The 17,785-nt window shown below is 35.9% G+C and carries 13 protein-coding genes; 9 read left to right on the top strand and 4 right to left on the bottom strand.

All coding sequences use genetic code 11. The annotated features are described in order from the left end of the window. The first annotated feature begins 12 nt into the window (after window positions 1-12). From ytpR to ccpA, 7 genes are all read left to right on the top strand, one after another. Window positions 13-609 (top strand): YtpR family tRNA-binding protein, encoded by a 597-nt coding sequence (ytpR, locus tag HT586_RS08955; protein WP_096076121.1) that lies wholly within the window; start codon window positions 13-15, stop codon window positions 607-609. Window positions 610-618: 9 nt separating this feature from the next. Further along, window positions 619-4,155, top strand: a complete 3,537-nt coding sequence (locus HT586_RS08950) for a DNA translocase FtsK (RefSeq protein WP_203545635.1) — start codon at window positions 619-621, stop codon at window positions 4,153-4,155. Between the two features lie 11 nt (window positions 4,156-4,166). Next, window positions 4,167-5,462, top strand: a complete 1,296-nt coding sequence (gene murC / locus HT586_RS08945) for a UDP-N-acetylmuramate--L-alanine ligase (RefSeq protein WP_203545634.1) — start codon at window positions 4,167-4,169, stop codon at window positions 5,460-5,462. 82 nt (window positions 5,463-5,544) lie between these two features. Further along, window positions 5,545-6,090 (top strand): DUF948 domain-containing protein, encoded by a 546-nt coding sequence (locus HT586_RS08940; RefSeq protein WP_096076124.1) that lies wholly within the window; start codon window positions 5,545-5,547, stop codon window positions 6,088-6,090. Window positions 6,091-6,188: 98 nt separating this feature from the next. Continuing rightward, entirely contained in the window at window positions 6,189-6,728 is a 540-nt protein-coding gene (locus tag HT586_RS08935) for a YtxH domain-containing protein (RefSeq protein ID WP_203545633.1), read from the top strand. 82 nt (window positions 6,729-6,810) lie between these two features. Then, the gene (locus tag HT586_RS08930; RefSeq protein ID WP_096076126.1) at window positions 6,811-7,881 is read left to right on the top strand and encodes a bifunctional 3-deoxy-7-phosphoheptulonate synthase/chorismate mutase; all 1,071 of its coding nucleotides are present in this window, start codon (window positions 6,811-6,813) and stop codon (window positions 7,879-7,881) included. An 85-nt stretch (window positions 7,882-7,966) separates the two neighbouring features. After that, window positions 7,967-8,956: a catabolite control protein A gene (gene ccpA, locus HT586_RS08925; protein ID WP_203545632.1), complete on the top strand. Its 990-nt coding sequence runs from the start codon at window positions 7,967-7,969 to the stop codon at window positions 8,954-8,956. Window positions 8,957-8,998: 42 nt separating this feature from the next. On the opposite strand, the gene HT586_RS08920 is transcribed toward ccpA, so the two are convergent. The 3 genes from HT586_RS08920 to HT586_RS08910 are packed head-to-tail and all read right to left on the bottom strand — an operon-like array spanning window position 8,999 to window position 11,412. Next, on the bottom strand, window positions 8,999-10,135 hold the full coding sequence (locus HT586_RS08920) for an acetoin utilization protein AcuC (protein ID WP_203545631.1): 1,137 nt from the start codon (window positions 10,133-10,135) through the stop codon (window positions 8,999-9,001). Continuing rightward, window positions 10,132-10,770 carry a CBS and ACT domain-containing protein gene (locus HT586_RS08915; RefSeq protein WP_203545630.1) on the bottom strand — a complete coding sequence of 213 codons (639 nt, stop codon included), beginning with the start codon at window positions 10,768-10,770 and terminating at the stop codon, window positions 10,132-10,134. Before HT586_RS08915 ends, HT586_RS08920 begins: the two co-directional genes overlap by 4 nt. A gap of 9 nt (window positions 10,771-10,779) precedes the next feature. Next, the gene (locus tag HT586_RS08910) at window positions 10,780-11,412 is read right to left on the bottom strand and encodes a GNAT family N-acetyltransferase (RefSeq protein ID WP_203545629.1); all 633 of its coding nucleotides are present in this window, start codon (window positions 11,410-11,412) and stop codon (window positions 10,780-10,782) included. Between the two features lie 130 nt (window positions 11,413-11,542). Here HT586_RS08910 and acsA point away from each other — a divergent pair, with 130 nt between their 5' ends. Beyond that, entirely contained in the window at window positions 11,543-13,255 is a 1,713-nt protein-coding gene (gene acsA / locus HT586_RS08905; protein WP_203545628.1) for an acetate--CoA ligase, read from the top strand. Between the two features lie 103 nt (window positions 13,256-13,358). Further along, window positions 13,359-15,026 carry a formate--tetrahydrofolate ligase gene (locus HT586_RS08900; RefSeq protein ID WP_203545627.1) on the top strand — a complete coding sequence of 556 codons (1,668 nt, stop codon included), beginning with the start codon at window positions 13,359-13,361 and terminating at the stop codon, window positions 15,024-15,026. A gap of 81 nt (window positions 15,027-15,107) precedes the next feature. Here the strand turns inward: HT586_RS08900 and HT586_RS08895 are convergent, their stop codons facing one another. After that, on the bottom strand, window positions 15,108-17,510 hold the full coding sequence (locus HT586_RS08895; protein WP_203545626.1) for a transglycosylase domain-containing protein: 2,403 nt from the start codon (window positions 17,508-17,510) through the stop codon (window positions 15,108-15,110). Window positions 17,511-17,785 lie beyond the last annotated feature (275 nt).

Genomic DNA, 17,785 nt, shown 5'->3' with positions numbered 1-17,785 from the left:
AGGAGCAATCATATGAATATTTTTTATAACAAAGTCGTTGGAGATTATTTATTTATTACATTAGAACCAGTAGATGGACCATTTGAATATGTAACGAACGGTGACATCATCACGATAAAAAAAGATGGCAGAGTCGTAGGGTATAACGTTAGTGGTGTTGAATCATTAGGATTAGATACAAATGGACAAGTGAAGTTAGATGAAAATTTAATGTCTAAAATTAATGACCTATTATTACAAAAAGGATTAGACGCACCATTAGAAGTAGATTTATCACCTAAGTTTGTTGTAGGTTATGTTGAAACATGTGAGAAACATCCTGATGCTGATAAATTAAATGTTACAACAGTTGATGTTGGCACTGAAAAATTACAGATTGTTTGTGGAGCAAAAAATATCGCACAAGGTCAGAAAGTTGTTGTCGCTAAAGTTGGTGCTGTAATGCCTAGCGGTATGCAGATTAAAGATGCTGAGCTACGTGGCGTACCTTCAAAAGGTATGATTTGTTCGGAACGTGAATTAGGATTAACAGATTCTGAAGAGAAAAAAGGTATTTTAGTTCTAGATGATTCGCGTGAGATTGGCGAAGACTTCTTTAAAGCAGAATAGGGTGATAACATGAGTTGGTTTGATAAACTATTTGGAGAATCATCAGAGAAAACAGAAGATACGCACGATCAAACACATGAAGAAGATGTCTATCACAGACCACGAGGGAAATTCAGATTTCCACTTAATGTAGAAAATATTAAAACAGCAGAACATCATCGTACACTAGATAATGTTAATGAGACAAAGATTACAGATCATAAGCATGAATATATTGAACCGGTTCAACCTCGTCGTGAAACATATATTGCTCAAAATGAAAGTGTTAACACAGAAGAAATTAGAGCATCATTTTCCTCTGATTACGTTCCAAGACGTGAAAGAAGAAGAGGTAGAAATAGCGAACAGCAATCATTTCATACAGACCGCACTGAATCATTAAGTAATAATGAAGTTATTGATCGTTATCAGCCTAAGACAAGATTAAACGATGCACCAAAGTATACTTCTTATCAACCGAAGAATAACCGAAGTAGTATTCATAAAACTGACAGTGCCCAGACATTCAGTGAGAAACAATATAGTGTGCATCAGCCTAAATTTAAAGCATCTGTAGTACCTTCAGCTGTCTATGGTACGAAGCCAAGAAAAGATCCGTCATCTTTAAAGCAACCGATTCAACCGATACAGGGTAAGAAAACTGTAGCATCAAGACCTGCAAATCCGACACATCGCAAAGAAGATAATACTGTCAATATTGAGAATATCTATGCCTCTCAAATTGTAGCTGAAATTAGGCGAGAACGTGAGAAAAAGTTACAGCGTAAAAAAGCGTTTGAACAAGAACGTGAACTCAAGAAACTTCAGGAATTAGAAATATCATCGATGATGCGTGAAGATAAAAGTGATGTTGAATATGTTCATGCTGAACCGGAAACAACTGAATTTGACGAACGTGTAACGATTATAGAGGAAGATGTTGTAGCACACGAACCCGTTATCAATCATATTGATTTAACTGAAGACAGTGAAGAAGATATCATGGCAATAGATGTCAGTGAAATAGAAGAAAGTATTGATGAAACAGAAGCCATCACTATTTCTGAAGGTGAAAGATATACCTATTCTACAAAGACACCATTCAATCCTGCTAATGCTGAGCATTTAACAATTATTGAAGCAGCAGAAGATGAAACTGCTGAAGATGGTAAAGAAGAAATTGCTGAAGTGAAAGAAGTAACACTTTTAGAGAGTGACGTTGAATCATTGGAACAGACATCAACAGAAGATGAATTTTTAGATGAGAATGTGACTTTCGAACCCGTAGAAGAGCAACTGATTGAAATCGATGATGTTTCTTATGAGATGATTGATGAAGATTTAGAATATAAAGAAGATGAATCAGAAGAAGTAACTATCGAAACAACATATGAACATACAGCACACTCAAAATCTTTAGAACCGATACTTGAACCGGATTTCAAACAAACGTCAGAGGTCGATGAAGTAATTTCTGAGACTGAAGCAGTTGATGAAGGTTCTTTAGAACCCGTTATTCCGTTTATTGAAACAGAAGAAGATACCGAAGCATTCGTTGAATTAGATTCTACTGAAGAAACAGACGTAATTGTTGAATTGGATACTACAAAAGCGCATGCATCATTTGAACCTGTTCTTATTCCTGAAAATACAGAAGAAGTGACTCAACCTGAGTTAACAATTGATGATAGTGATCAATTAGATGAAACAAATGAAGCAGAACAAAGCGTTGTAACAGGTAATATCAATCAGCATTTATCTTCTGGACAATACGTTCAAGTTGAAAATAATGAGATTAAAGCAAACATTCGTGATCATCAGCCGCAAGCCGTTATCTCATCAGCACAACAACCTAAAAAGAAAGTGTCACCATTCAATGTCGTCATGACACCAAGCGATAAACGTCGTTTACTGGATAAAAAACGACAAGCTGAATATTCTCCTGCAGTTGATATTCAGCAGTCATTTGAACAGCAGGGTACGACAGAGGAAAATATCGTTCAGGAAGATCATAACCTAGTCGAAGAAGTAAAAGAAATAGAAGAAGTAGATAAAGATATTGAAACAGTAAAAGAAGAAGATATATCAACTCCTGCAATTGCATCACAACCTCAATCTAACCACATTGTGAGCAACAACGGATACCCGGTGAAAAAAGAACCGACGAAACGTATCGGTCCAAAATATTTGTTACCACCGGTTTCTCTATTAAATCCTGAAGATAAGGTAGAACGCGATGAAATGTGGGTAGAAGAACATAAAGCACAGCTGGATGATGCTTTCTATCACTTTAATGTTCCGGCAAAGGTTGAAAATGTTGTCGTCGGTCCATCCGTTACACGTTTTGAACTGTCAGTTGAAAAAGGTGTGAAAGTTTCTCGCATTACAAATTTACAGGATGATATTAAGATGGCACTTGCTGCTAAAGATATTCGTATTGAAGCACCGATTCCAGGCACTTCACTTGTAGGTGTAGAAGTACCTAACGTTGAAACGCGTAATGTAAATTTAAGCGAAGTTTTATTCAGTAAGAAGATGAAATTTGCGGAGAGCAAACTTACAGTAGCACTTGGTGCTCGTATTAATAACGAGCCTATGATTATGGATCTTGCTAAGATGCCGCACGGGTTAATCGCTGGTGCTACAGGTTCTGGTAAATCTGTCTGTATCAATTCGATATTAGTTTCGTTATTATATAGAAATAATCCGAACGAGCTTAAATTGTTATTGATCGATCCGAAGATGGTAGAACTTGCGCCGTATAATGATTTACCACACTTAATTGCTCCTGTTATAACAGATGTGAAGGCAGCGACAGAAAGTTTAAAATGGGTCGTTGAAGAGATGGAACGTCGCTACAAAATATTTGCAGATATTCATGTTCGTAATATTACTGCTTATAATCAGAAGGTAAGTTATTTAGAGCGTTTACCGAAGATTGTCATCGTAATCGATGAGTTAGCGGATTTAATGATGATGTCTCCGCAAGATGTAGAGCATGCTATCGCACGTATTGCACAGAAAGCACGTGCTGCGGGTATTCATATGATTCTAGCAACACAACGCCCTTCAGTAAATGTAATAACAGGACTGATTAAAGCAAATGTTCCTACGCGAATTGCCTTTATGGTTTCTTCAGCAGTCGACTCAAGAACGATAATTGATAGTGGCGGAGCCGAAAAGCTTTTAGGAAACGGTGATATGTTGTATCTTGGTAATGGAATGAATAAACCAATTCGAATTCAAGGTAACTTTGTTTCAGATGAAGAGATTGATGCGGTTGTTCAATATGTCAAGACGCAAGGTGAACCGAATTATTTATTTCAGGAAAAAGAATTGCTGAAGAAAGTTTCGGAAGCACCTAAAGATGAATTATTTAATGAAATTTGTGATTTTATGATTGATGAAGGTCATATTTCAACATCTCAAATTCAACGTAGATTCCAGATTGGTTATAATCGTGCTGCACGTATTATTGATCAGCTAGAAGAAATGGGCTACGTCAGTGGCCAGAACGGCTCTAAACCAAGAGCAGTATTAATAACGGAAAAACAAGCAGAATATTAGGAGATGAGCACATGACTTTATATCATTTCGTTGGTATTAAAGGTTCAGGAATGAGTGCATTAGCACATATCTTATTCGATATGGGTGAACAGGTTCAAGGTTCAGATATTGAAAAGGAATTTTTTACTGAGATTGGTTTGCGTGATAAAGGGATTACAATCCTTCCATTCAATGCAGATAATATTAAAGAAGGTATGACAGTAATTGCCGGGAATGCATTTCCTGACAACCACGAAGAAATTGTTCGTGCTAATGACTTAGGTTTAGAGGTCATCCGTTACCATAAATTTTTAGGTGACTTTATGAGCCGTTACATTTCTGTGGCAGTTACAGGTGCCCATGGAAAGACGAGTACAACAGGTCTTTTATCGCATGTGATGAATGGAGATAAAAAAACATCATTCTTAATTGGTGATGGTACTGGTATGGGTATGCCAGACAGTGAATACTTTGCTTTTGAAGCTTGTGAGTATCGTCGTCACTTCTTAAGTTATTCACCTGACTATGCGATAATTACGAATGTAGATTTCGATCATCCGGATTACTTTAAATCTTTAGAAGACGTGTTCAGTGCGTTCCAGGAAATGTCTTATAAAGTGAAGAAAGCGATTGTGGCATGTGGAGATGATGAAAATCTTAAAGGATTAAAAGCAGATGTTCCAATTTATTATTATGGATTAGCTGAGGGTAACAAAGTCACTGCTAAAAATGTAGAATCTGTTGATAATGGAACAACATTTGATGTGTATATCGATGGTGAGTTTATTGATCGTTTCAAAACGCCGATGTTTGGTAATCATCAAGTGCTAAATGCCTTGGCAGTAATTACAATTTGTTATCTTGAAGCTTTAGATATGGCTGCAATTAAAGATGCATTAGCTACTTTTGGCGGTGTGAAACGTCGTTTTAGTGAAAAGAAATTTGGGGCACAAATCTTAATTGATGACTATGCGCATCATCCAACTGAAATTAAAGCAACATTAGAATCTGCATCAAAAAAGTATCCGAATAAAGAGATTGTAGCAGTTTTCCAACCGCATACATTTTCAAGAACGAGTGCGTTCTTGCAGGAATTTGCCGATAGTTTAAAAGTAGCTGATAAGACTTATTTATGTGATATATTCGGTTCTGCCAGAGAATCATCTGGAGAACTTTCAATTAAGGATTTGCAAACTTTAATTCCTGATGCTGAACTCATTAGTGAAGCGTCAGTTTCTCAATTGAAAGCGCATGAAAATAGCGTTATTATATTTATGGGTGCTGGCGATATTCAAAAAGTTCAGAAATCTTATGAAAATCTTATATAACGTTACACAAAGTATGTTTAAGCTTTATTCAGCAGGGTATTTGACTAAATAACAAGAGTTATAAATATTAGGAGGCGTTTTTATGGAATGGATTTTACCAATCGCAGGATTAATCGCTGCAATTGCATTTTTAGTATTATGTATCTTCTTAGGATTGACTTTAATGTCAGTTAAGAAGAATTTAGACCATGTTGCTAAAACACTTGACGGTGTTGAGGGACAAATTCAAGGTATTACACGTGAATCAACAGATTTATTACACAAAACAAATCGTTTAGCTGAAGATGTTCAGTTTAAAGCTCAAAAATTAAATACAGTTGTTGATGCAGTAACTGGTATTGGTTCAACTGTTCAAAACTTAAACAGTTCAGTGGATAATGTGACTTCTTCAATTACTCACAATATCTCACAAAACGAAGACAAAATTTCTCAAGTTGTTCAATGGTCAAACGTAGCAATGGAAGTAGCTGACAAATGGCAAATGAGAAAACAACGTCGTAATTCAGTAAACTTTGCTGATACAACAACTCCGAATTACGAGAACCATGTAAACCAGAACAATTTTAATGAAACACATACAAAAGGTGATCATTTAGACCAAGATAAAATCAATGCTGGTTTAAAATAATCAATAATTGGGAATGTACTTATTGTACATTCCTTTATTTTTTGAATAAAATAAGGATTAAAGCATCAATAAACAATATACTAACGGAGGCGTTAAAATTGGCAAATACTTATAATAGAGACTTACATACACATACAGTAAAAGAATATAAAGTTCAAAATGATACAACAGCACGTGACTTTTCAATCGGATTAACTGCGGGATTAGTTGTCGGCTCGTTTCTTGGTTTACTTGTAGCACCGAAAGCAGGTAAAGATTTACAACAGGATTTAAGTCAAAAGTCAGAAAGTTTAAAAGCGAAATCAGTAGATCATTACAATAAACAAATTGAAAATGCACAAGGTTTCAAAGAAAAATCAAATGCATTTGCTGCAAAGTTAACAGAAAAAACGGCAGCATTAAAAGAGAAAGCGGCTCAAAAATTAAATAATGGTGATAAAGATAATCATGTGACGTTTAATGAATTAGAGCGACAAAAACAAGCGATTAAATCGGAAGTAAATGATGATTCATTAGCACAACCGATTGCAATTGTAGATAAAGAATTAGATACACCGATTAAAGATGAAGCTTTAGCAGAACGTGAACAAACAATAAAAACAGCTAAAGATGCTGACAATAAAGTAAGAAACAAATAATATACAATTTTTTTCGGATTATGATAAAATAGTAGGCTGACGGTCTACTATTTTTTGAATTTATATAAAAGAGGTTATAGCGATGAATGAATTGAATCATTTACGAGACAGAATAGAAGCAATTAATATTGAAATCTTAAAGTTACTGAGCGAACGCGGTGAAATTGCTAAACAAATAGGTGAAGAAAAGCGTAAACAAGGAACTGCAATTTATGATCCTGAACGTGAAAAAGAAATGATTAACATGTTGCTGGATAAAAACGATGGACCATTTGATGATAATGTGATCAAGCAGTTGTTTAAAGAAATCTTTAAAGCATCGACAGAATTACAAAAATCAAATAGTGAAAAGCATCTTTTGGTATCACGTAAATTAAAACCAGAAGATACGATTGTTTCTTTTGATAATGGGGCGATTATTGGTGACGGTAATAAGTCATTTGTATTTGGTCCATGTTCAGTAGAATCTATTGAACAGGTGGATGCAGTTGCGAAAAATTTACATCAAAAAGGTGAGAAATTTATTAGAGGCGGTGCATTTAAACCAAGAACTTCTCCTTATGACTTCCAGGGACTAGGTGTTGAAGGTCTAAAGGTATTAGGTGAAATGAAAAAACGCTATGACTTAAATGTTGTAAGTGAAATTGTTAATCCAAACCATTTTGATCTTGCTGATCCATATGTGGATGTATTTCAGATTGGTGCACGTAATATGCAGAATTTCGAATTATTAAAAGAAGCGGGAAAAACAAATAAACCGATTCTTTTAAAACGAGGATTAAGTGCTACAATTGAGGAGTTTATCTATGCTGCTGAATATATTTATGCCAATGGGAATAATAAGATAGTACTTTGTGAACGAGGTATTAGAACGTACGAGAAAGCTACACGTAATACACTAGATATATCTGCTGTACCAATTCTTAAACAAGGTACGCATCTGCCTGTATTGGTAGATGTGACGCATTCAACGGGCCGTAAAGATATTATGTTACCAGTCGCACGTGCAGCTTTAGCAGTTGGAGCAGATGGTGTGATGGCAGAAGTACACCCTGATCCATCTGTTGCCTTAAGTGATGCAGGTCAACAAATGGACCTTAACGAATTTGAAACTTTCTATCAGGAAATTACAAAGGCAGCACGAAATTATTAACAATTTTTGAATTTGCTAACTTGAAAAATGAAAAAGTTATGAAAACGTGTTAGAATAATAAATAAAACGGTTACAGGAGGATAAAATGACAGTTACAATATATGATGTTGCTCGCGAAGCAAAAGTTTCGATGGCAACTGTCTCTCGTGTGGTGAATGGCAATCCAAACGTGAAACCAGCGACAAGAGATAGAGTCAATGAAGTAATTAAAAGATTAAACTATAGACCGAATGCAGTTGCACGTGGTCTGGCAAGTAAAAAAACTACAACAGTTGGTGTTATCATTCCTGATATTTCAAATGTTTATTATTCTGAATTAGCACGTGGATTAGAAGATATTGCAACGATGTATAAATATCAGACAATCATTTCAAACTCAGATAACGATGCACAAAAAGAACAGGAAATCTTCAACAATTTATTATCTAAACAAGTTGATGGTATTATTTTCTTAGGCGGTACTTTATCTAAAGAAACGACAAATATTATTAAAACATCTTCTGTACCAGTCGTTGTATCAGGTACACATGACCTGGATGCAAGTTTACCGGCAGTAAATATAGATTATATTAATGCAAGTAAGGAAATTACTGAGAAGTTCGTTCAAGATGGTGTGAAGAAGTTTGCTTTCGTAGGTGGAGGTTACTCAGAGAAAGCGCAAATCGATATATTAGAAGGTATGAAGTCTGTACTTTCAGCAAATAATATTAAGCTTGACGATGCATCTATTTACATCGGACAAGAACAATATTTAGATGGCGAGAAGGCGTATGAAGCAATTAAATCTCAAAACCCTGAAGTAATCATGTGTATCAGTGATGAACAGGCAATCGGCATTGTTCATGCAGTACAAGATGATGGTAAAGATATACCAAATGAATTACAGGTGATTAGTTTCAACAATACACGTTTAGTTAAGATGGTACGTCCAAAATTATCAAGTGTGATGCAACCACTCTATGATATCGGTGCTGTTGGCATGCGACTACTTACTAAATATATGAACGATGAACAAATTGAAGAATCAAAAGTAACATTACCTTACAGTATCGTCTATAGAGGTACTACAAAATAGAAATAAGCGATTAAACTGATTCAGTTTAATCGCTTATTTTGTTTAATAATGCATTAAAGTTCTCTGAAGTGTCTGTTCATTTTTTTCTTCAATATCCAACCTCCTGGGGATTGATTCGTAATTTTCCAGATCCTCATTCCATGTCTTCGGTAATTTAATTTTTGATTTTGGCTGCCACATATCGATCCAGGATTTTGGTATCTCTCCTTCTAGCGATGGGTTTCCTAACATTGCATTATAAACCTGTGCCCAGGCGAGTGGTGCCACTTGAAAGATATTATACCCGCCACCACCGATTGCGATCCACTTGCCGTCTGTATACTGTTCTGCACACTGATGTACGATTTGAGGAATTGTCTGGTATGTTCTATGTGTGACAGATAAATGTGTCAATGGGTCAAGGTAATGAGCATCTGCACCATTTTGACTCAGTATAATATCAGGTTTAAAGAATTCACATGCTTTAATCAGACTTTCTCGGAAGACGTGAAGAAAAGAGTCATCTTCAGTATAGGCATCTACAGGTAAGTTCATGCTATATAAATAACCGTTACCGTCTCCTTTTTCGTGGATTGTTCCTGTACCCGGAAATAAATATCTTCCTGTTTCATGGATAGAATATGTGAAGACATCGTTATCATTATAAAATGAAAACTGAACGCCGTCCCCATGATGGGCATCTGTATCGATATAAAGCACACGTTTATTATACTTTTGTCTCATATATTCAATCGCAACAGTGGAATCATTATAGATACAAAATCCGGAAGCACGACCTCGGAATCCATGATGTAATCCACCACCAAAGTTGCAAGCTGTTTTTGTCTGTCCGGTCATGACAGCATATACAGCTGTTAACGTTGCTCCTACGAGTGTCGCACATTTATCATGCATGCCTTCAAAGTTTGGTGTATCATTTGAATTCAGACCAAACTTTTCACAATCTGATGCGCTTAAAATCTGCTGACCTGCATCTTTAACAGCCTGAATATACTCTGGTTGATGACCGAGTAATAACTCTTCGTCTGTTGCAATACGAGGTTTAATGATTTTATCTTCAGGAAGTAACTGTAAAGCTTCTAGCAATGTTTTTGTTAACAGTAATCGCATTTGATTGAAAGGGTGATCGTTACTGAAACGGTATGCGAGTAATGCATCATCATATACAAATAACGTCATAGGCTGTTTTCCATTGGATTGTATACTTGAAATCCTTTTGCTTCGAGTTCAGCAATGATTGTTTGAGGATGCATTGACATCATACGTACGCTAACGATTTTTTTGCCTGGATTTTTTTTATCACGAAATACGAGGACACTTTCTATTCCGGTCTTAAATCTATGGAAGACTTCAGTCACTTCGTGAAGATTGCCCGGAATATCCGGTATTTGAATTTGAATTGTTGTTCCTGGTGTTACGACTCCTGTCAGTTCGATAAAAGTATTCAGCATGTCTTTAGCAGTGACGATACCGACAACTTTGTCTCGTTTCACGACAGGGATACTACCGATATTTTCATTGTAGAAGTCTAGCGCAATTTCTTCTACAAAATCGAGTGGATGACATGTAATAACGTTTTTCGCCATAATCTTTGTTATCGGTACATTTAAATCCAGAACAAGGCGGTCTTGTAAGTTTGATGGTAAAGCCTGTTTAATATCTCGGTCGCTAATAATGCCGAGCAGTCTATTTTCATCATCAACAATTGGGACATGATGGATATTTTTTTCATGCATTAAAGTGATGATTTCTTCTATTGTGCCCTCTGCATTGAATGTAATGCAGGGACTTGTCATTATTCGTTCAACTAACATAGTATCCTCCTATAAGAAAAATCTGTTTTGAAACCTTAAATTATCAAACGCCTGAATCTGTTCATTATTAATACGTTTGCCGATTCGTGCCATTAGTGAATTGGCAGGATGACTCGTAATTTCCGGATCATTGGTTGAAAATACTTTCATACCACAGCTGCCCATCATTTTTTGCATAATCTCTTTGTACTGAAACACATCGAGACCGCTATTCTTTAAATCCCAGTGCCAGTAATATTCTGTTGTAATAACGATAAAATCTTCCATCGCATCATCCATCATAGCAACTCTCAGCATTTCACTTCCTAATCCTAATGCACGGTAATCTTTACTGATTTCAATTGCACCAAGTTCTAAAATAAATTCAAGATTACCATTGGACCACCGTTCCATCGGATCTGGATATAAGTAGGTGGTATACCCAATGATGTTAATACCGTCGCGACAAATAATGATACGTCCTTCTTCGAGATCAGCAATTTCTATGATTGCTTCAAATTGTTCATCCGGTCGTCGAAAAGCTACGAGTCCTTTATCAAAGGTATATTTTTGAAGCGTATGACCATCAACAGGGCCTTCTATTATTAATTGGCGGTCATTAAATGTATACGTCGATTTGTGATAGGTTTTGATATGTTTCATGCATCCTCCTTGTAGTGTTAATGAAATATATTATTAAATACATAAAAATTTGCATATTTTTTGAATTATCAGTTAAATTTATTATATAATAAAAAAGAAATATTGAAAACGTTTACAAGGGGGATTTATTGTGAAGACAGAAATATTTAAGGCAACAGGAGGTAATCATAATTTAAAGGATTATGATAAAACGTATGAGAACTTTGACTGGAATGAGATTGAGAAGCATTTCTCATGGTCTGAAACAGGAAAAGTAAATATGGCATATGAATGTATCGATAAACATGTCGAAGATGGATATGGTGATAAAGTTGCATTACTCTATAAAGATGCAAACAGAAATGAAAGCTATACATTTAAAGAAATGATGGAGAATTCTAATAAAGCTGCGAATGTATTGGTGAAAGAAGCAGGCGTGAAAAAAGGGGATCGCGTCTTTATCTTTATGCCACGTTCACCTGAACTTTATTTTGCATTACTCGGTACGCTTAAGATTGGTGCTATCGTTGGTCCTTTATTTGAAGCGTTTATGGAGAAAGCAGTTAAAGACCGTCTGCAAAATAGTGAAGCAAGTGTCATCATTACGACAAATAGCTTACTTGGACGCATTCCACAAAGTGAATTACCGCAATTACAACATATCGTCGTAATCGATGATAATGTCGAAGATAAATACATAGATTTTAATCATCATTTTAAAGCTGCATCAACTGAGTTTGATGTAGAATGGTTAACGCGTGACGACGGATTGATTCTGCATTACACGTCTGGCTCAACTGGACAACCTAAAGGTGTATTACATGCACAGAATGCAATGATTCAGCATTATATTTCAGGTCTTTACGTATTAGACTTAAAAGAAGATGATGTATATTGGTGTACAGCAGATCCAGGCTGGGTAACTGGAACAAGTTACGGTATATTCGCACCATGGTTAAACCGTGCAACAAATGTCATCGCTGGGGGAAGATTCTCACCTGAAGGATGGTATGGTATTCTGGAACAATTTAAAGTGACTGTCTGGTATTCAGCACCAACAGCTTTCCGTATGTTAATGGGAACAGGTGATGAACTAGTTGAAAAGTATGATTTATCACATTTAAGACATATCCTATCAGTTGGTGAACCATTAAACCCTGAAGTTGTAAAATGGGGATATAAAGTATTTAAACTTCGCATTCATGATACTTGGTGGATGACTGAAACGGGTGCACATATGATTGTGAATATACCAGATATGGATATTAAATCAGGCTCTATGGGTAAACCATTGCCAGGTGTTCAGGCAGCTATCGTAGATGATTTAGGTAATGAGTTACCACCAAACAGAATGGGGAATTTAGCGATGAAAGCTGGTTGGCCATCTATGATGAAGACAATCTGGAATAATGAACCAAAGTATCAATCTTACTTCTTACCAGGTGATTGGTATATTTCAGGTGATAGTGCTTATATGGATGAAGATGGATATTTCTGGTTCCAGGGCCGAGTCGATGATGTAATTATGACGGCAGGAGAACGTGTTGGACCTTTTGAAGTTGAATCAAAGCTTGTTGAGCATCCTGCCGTTCAGGAAGCAGGGGTCATCGGTAAGCCGGATCCAATTCGCGGTGAAATCATTAAAGCATTTATTGCTTTACGTGAAGGTTATAAAGAAAGTGACGAGCTTAAAGAAGAAATCAGAGTGTTTGTAAAAGAAGGTCTTGCAGCACATGCAGCACCGCGAGAAATTGAATTTAAAGATAAGTTGCCGAAGACACGTTCAGGTAAAATTATGCGACGTGTACTTAAAGCATGGGAACTAGACTTACCAACTGGTGATTTATCAACGATGGAAGATTAAATGTAAATTTTACTTAAAATTTCTGTAAAATTAGTCGACATCTTGAAAGCGTTATCTTATTATGGAATAGTAAAGCCACTTTTAAGATTAGGAGAATGTGAAAATGACTAAATATTTATCAGATTTAGAAATCGCTAACCAAGCGACAGTTCGACCTATTTTAGAAATTGCACAAGAAGCGGCAATCCCTGCTGATGCAGTTGAGCCTTATGGCCACTTTAAAGCAAAGATTGATACTTCTAAAGTGACAACAAACAAAGAAGGTAAGATTGTCCTTGTTACTGCGATGAGCCCAACACCAGCTGGTGAAGGTAAATCAACAGTAACTGTTGGTATTTCAGATGCATTTAAAGCGTTAGGTAAAAGTGTTATGGTTGCATTACGTGAACCAAGTTTAGGACCTGTATTCGGTATGAAAGGTGGCGCTACTGGTGGTGGTCGTGCACAAGTATTACCGATGGAAGAAATCAACTTACATTTCAACGGCGACTTACATGCCATCACGACTGCAAATAATGCGTTAGCTGCATTCATCGATAACCATATTTATCAAGGTAACCAATTAAACATTGATCCACGACGTGTTGAGTGGAAACGTGTTATTGACATGAACGATCGTACATTACGTCAAGTCGTTGTTGGTCTTGGTGGACCTTTCAAAGGTGTACCACGTGAAGATGGTTTCGATATTACTGTTGCTTCTGAAATCATGGCAGTATTCTGTCTATCAAATAACATCACTGACTTAAAAGAAAACTTAGGTAAGATGACAATTGGTTATACGTATGATCGTAAACCAGTTACAGTTAAAGATTTAGGTGTAGAAGGAGCGTTAACTTTAATCCTTAAAGATGCGTTAAAACCAAACTTAGTGCAAACTATCGAAGGCACACCAGCCTTAATCCACGGTGGACCATTTGCAAATATCGCACACGGTTGTAACTCTATTATCGCAACGAAGACTGCACGTAAACTAGCTGATATCGTTGTTACTGAATCAGGATTTGGTTCTGACTTAGGTGCTGAGAAATTCATGGATATCAAATCACGTAAAGCTGAAATCCAACCAGATGCTATCGTTGTTGTAGCAACTATTCGTGCATTAAAAATGCACGGTGGCGTAGCAAAAACAGATTTAGCTAATGAAAACGTAGAAGCTTTAAAATCAGGTATTGCTAACCTTGCAAAACATATTGAAAACTTAAAGTTATTCGGTGTAGAACCAGTAATCGCATTAAACAACTTCGTAACAGATACAGATGCTGAACGTGAATTTGTTCAAAACTGGGCAAAAGAACAAGGTGTTAAATTAGCATTAACTGAAGTTTGGGAACATGGTGGAAAAGGCGGCGTTGAGCTAGCTAAATTAGTACTTGAAGTACTGGAAACACCACAAAACTTCAAACCTTTATATGAATTAACTTTACCAGTTGAAGAAAAAATTCGTACAATCGTTCAAAAAATCTACGGGGCTGATGATGTAGTATTTGAAGAAAAAGCGAAAAAACAATTAAAAACAATTGTTGAAAATGGTTGGAATGAATATCCTGTTTGTATGGCGAAAACACAATACTCATTCTCAGATGATCCTAAAAAATTAGGTCGTCCAACAGGATTTAATGTAACAATTCGCGAGTTAATTCCTAAAACAGGTGCAGGATTTATCGTAGCATTAACTGGAGACATCATGACAATGCCAGGTCTTCCAAAAGAACCAGCAGCGTTAAAAATGGATGTTGACGCAGATGGCAATGCAGTAGGGTTATTCTAATCCATATAAAAAACTCACTAAAATTATTTTTAGTGAGTTTTCTTATTATAGCCTCCATGAATTATATCGTGGAGGCTTATTTTATTGTGCAGTTTGATTATCTTTCTTCTTATCATTCGTTGGCTTTGCATTTTGATTTGCTTTTGATAAAGTATCAGATGCACTTTGTTTAGATGAGATTTTCTTTTTCGTTTCAGGATCTAGTTTCTCACCTAAACGAGATAATATTCTATAATCATCTAATTTCTTTTGTGAGGTATCTGTCTTACTCCATACTAAGCTTTGTTTCAGAGGTTCACCGCCATCACATGATCCTTTTTGAGACATTGAATATTGACATATTTCAATCTTTTTAACATCATCAGGCTGATTAAATCTTTCACCTACACCCATCTGTAGCTGATCCTGAGTGGTAATCTGATTGATTATATCTCGCCATAATCGTAACTGGTAATGATTTTCTTCATCAAATGAAGTAGGGACGTCATATCCCATCCAGATGCCCATCGTTACTTTTGGATTATAGCCGATAAATAAGCTATCTTTACCTTCTTGCGCTGTACCTGTTTTTCCTGCCCAATCCTGGTTATACATAAATGATCCTTTTAACTGATAGCCACTACCTGTATCTAATACACCACGCAGCATGTCTGTTGTAATATATGCAGTTTCTGGACTGTAAATGCGAACAGGACGCGCTTTATGCTGATAGATGACCTTACCGTCACGCGTTTTAATCGACTCAATCATATAGCTTTCCTGATAGTTCCCTTTATTTGCTAAAGTAGAAAACCCATCGACATTGTTTTCTAACGTAATATCAGTGGCACCAAGCGTTAATGATAAGTTCTCTTGTTCTGACTTCGGTATGTTAAAGTTCATCTTCTGCAATAATTCCCATGGCTTTCTATCTTGAATGCCAGAGTATAAACGTAATGTACTTAAGTTAAGTGAGTTCTCTAATGCATAACGCGTTGTTACAACGTTATATTCCATTCTTGCATAGTTCTCTGGAGAGTATCCATTATAATTAAATCGTTTATCAAGTAATGCTGCTTCTGGTGCAGTGACACCATATTCGATTGCTGGCGCATATGTTAGTAAAGGTTTAATTGTTGATCCTGGAGAACGTTTCGTTTTAGTCGCATGGTTATTTTGAGAATCATTATGATTACGTCCACCGATGAATGACAGAATTTTACCAGAGTCATTTTCTTTTAAAAGGACACCGACTTCCATATTGATTGGTTTTGTTTTACCATTTACATTTGCATTTCTGGCATAAGAATAGTAATTTGGGTTATCTTTAATCTGATTCATCGTATCAAAAATTTTCTTGTGAATTGTCGTGTCGATGATGTAACCATTATTTCGAATAGCACGATTTGCTATGCCGACATATTTTTCTTCTAATACTGGTGTTTCATCTAATTCCTGGCGAGAAACATTATCTTTTTCAGCGAATATATATTTTAGAATATCAATTGCGCGTGATTCAACTTCCTGAGTTAAGAATGGATATTTTTCGTTAGGAACTTCGAAATCTTTTGTAAATGATTTTTTTAGATTAAATTTTTTAGCCTGTTCATATTGCGCTTTCGTAATTTTTTTCTCTTGATACATACGCATTAGCACGTATTGTTGGCGTTCAAAACCGAACTTCAAGTCTTTATCTTTCTTAATCTTACCTGTCTGTAAGAATGGTGTGTATGTATAAGGATTTTGAGGCATACCGGCAATATAAGCTGCTTGAGCGATATTTAATTTATTTGCATCAACGCCAAATATACCTTGTGCAGCAGCCTGAACTCCGGCAATATTTTGACCATTTGTATTTCGACCAAAGCTGACAACATTTAAATAAGCTTCAATAATTTCTTTTTTAGAGAGTGATTTCTCAACTTTAAACGAAAGCATCATTTCTTTTGCTTTACGTTTAAAAGACGTTTCGTTTGTTAGCAGCTGATTCTTAATTAGTTGTTGTGTTAGCGTACTACCCCCACTTGTTACGCCCATATTTAAAAACTCTTGTGCAGTTGCACGGATAAATGCTTTAGGTACAATACCATTATGTTTATAGAAATTTTCGTCTTCTGTAGCAATTAATGCATCGATGACGTGGGGACTCATTTTATTATACTTAATCACTTCACGTTGTACGTCAGCATTAAGTGTACCAAGAGATTCACCGGTACCGAAATAAACTGTAGTACTTTGTGTCATTTCGTATAATGATTTTTTAAGTGCAGTATTATTTTTTACCGGTTCATCTTTAACAAGTGCTAAAAAATACCCTGTACCTAGTCCTAAAAGTAATGTACCGATGAGTAATCCAGTTACTAACAGGAACAGAAAGGTACGTGTAAGCGTTTCGTAAATACCGTGAAACCATACGTAAGGGGTAAATTCTATAGACTTAAAAGTTGATTTTATATTATCTTTCGTTTGTTTAGGTTTGAATATTTGACGTTGTTTTTTCGGCATACAAATTTCCTCCTGAATATTTTTTTAGTATATCATAATTTCAGGGACTTGACGTTATAGAATCTATTGTTTACACTAGTATCATAATTTAAATTGAACTGAATATAAAGGTTTTTAGGACAAGTAGTATGACTTATTGAATGAAGAGACTTAGTGGTTGGTGCAAACTAAGCAATGAACATATGAATACACCTAAACTTTCTGCCTTAAGGATAATGACCTTTTTCATTAATAAGTGATGATTTAATCATAAGTATGGTGGTACCGTGCATGAG

This window comes from Macrococcoides bohemicum, assembly GCF_016865215.1.
In the GTDB taxonomy this organism is placed as follows: domain Bacteria; phylum Bacillota; class Bacilli; order Staphylococcales; family Staphylococcaceae; genus Macrococcoides; species Macrococcoides bohemicum.
Note: the sequence above shows the minus strand (reverse complement) of the source record. Positions and strands in the feature narration are given on the sequence as shown.

Coding starts and splice junctions, on each gene's coding strand:
- HT586_RS08940 (WP_096076124.1), top strand. CDS start 5,545: ATGGAATGGATTTTACCAATCGCAGGATTAATCGCTGCAATTGCATTT.
- HT586_RS08895 (WP_203545626.1), bottom strand. CDS start 17,510: ATGCCGAAAAAACAACGTCAAATATTCAAACCTAAACAAACGAAAGAT.
- HT586_RS08915 (WP_203545630.1), bottom strand. CDS start 10,770: ATGTTAGTTGAACGAATAATGACAAGTCCCTGCATTACATTCAATGCA.
- murC (WP_203545634.1), top strand. CDS start 4,167: ATGACTTTATATCATTTCGTTGGTATTAAAGGTTCAGGAATGAGTGCA.
- HT586_RS08920 (WP_203545631.1), bottom strand. CDS start 10,135: ATGACGTTATTTGTATATGATGATGCATTACTCGCATACCGTTTCAGT.
- ccpA (WP_203545632.1), top strand. CDS start 7,967: ATGACAGTTACAATATATGATGTTGCTCGCGAAGCAAAAGTTTCGATG.
- HT586_RS08930 (WP_096076126.1), top strand. CDS start 6,811: ATGAATGAATTGAATCATTTACGAGACAGAATAGAAGCAATTAATATT.
- HT586_RS08900 (WP_203545627.1), top strand. CDS start 13,359: ATGACTAAATATTTATCAGATTTAGAAATCGCTAACCAAGCGACAGTT.
- ytpR (WP_096076121.1), top strand. CDS start 13: ATGAATATTTTTTATAACAAAGTCGTTGGAGATTATTTATTTATTACA.
- HT586_RS08910 (WP_203545629.1), bottom strand. CDS start 11,412: ATGAAACATATCAAAACCTATCACAAATCGACGTATACATTTAATGAC.
- HT586_RS08950 (WP_203545635.1), top strand. CDS start 619: ATGAGTTGGTTTGATAAACTATTTGGAGAATCATCAGAGAAAACAGAA.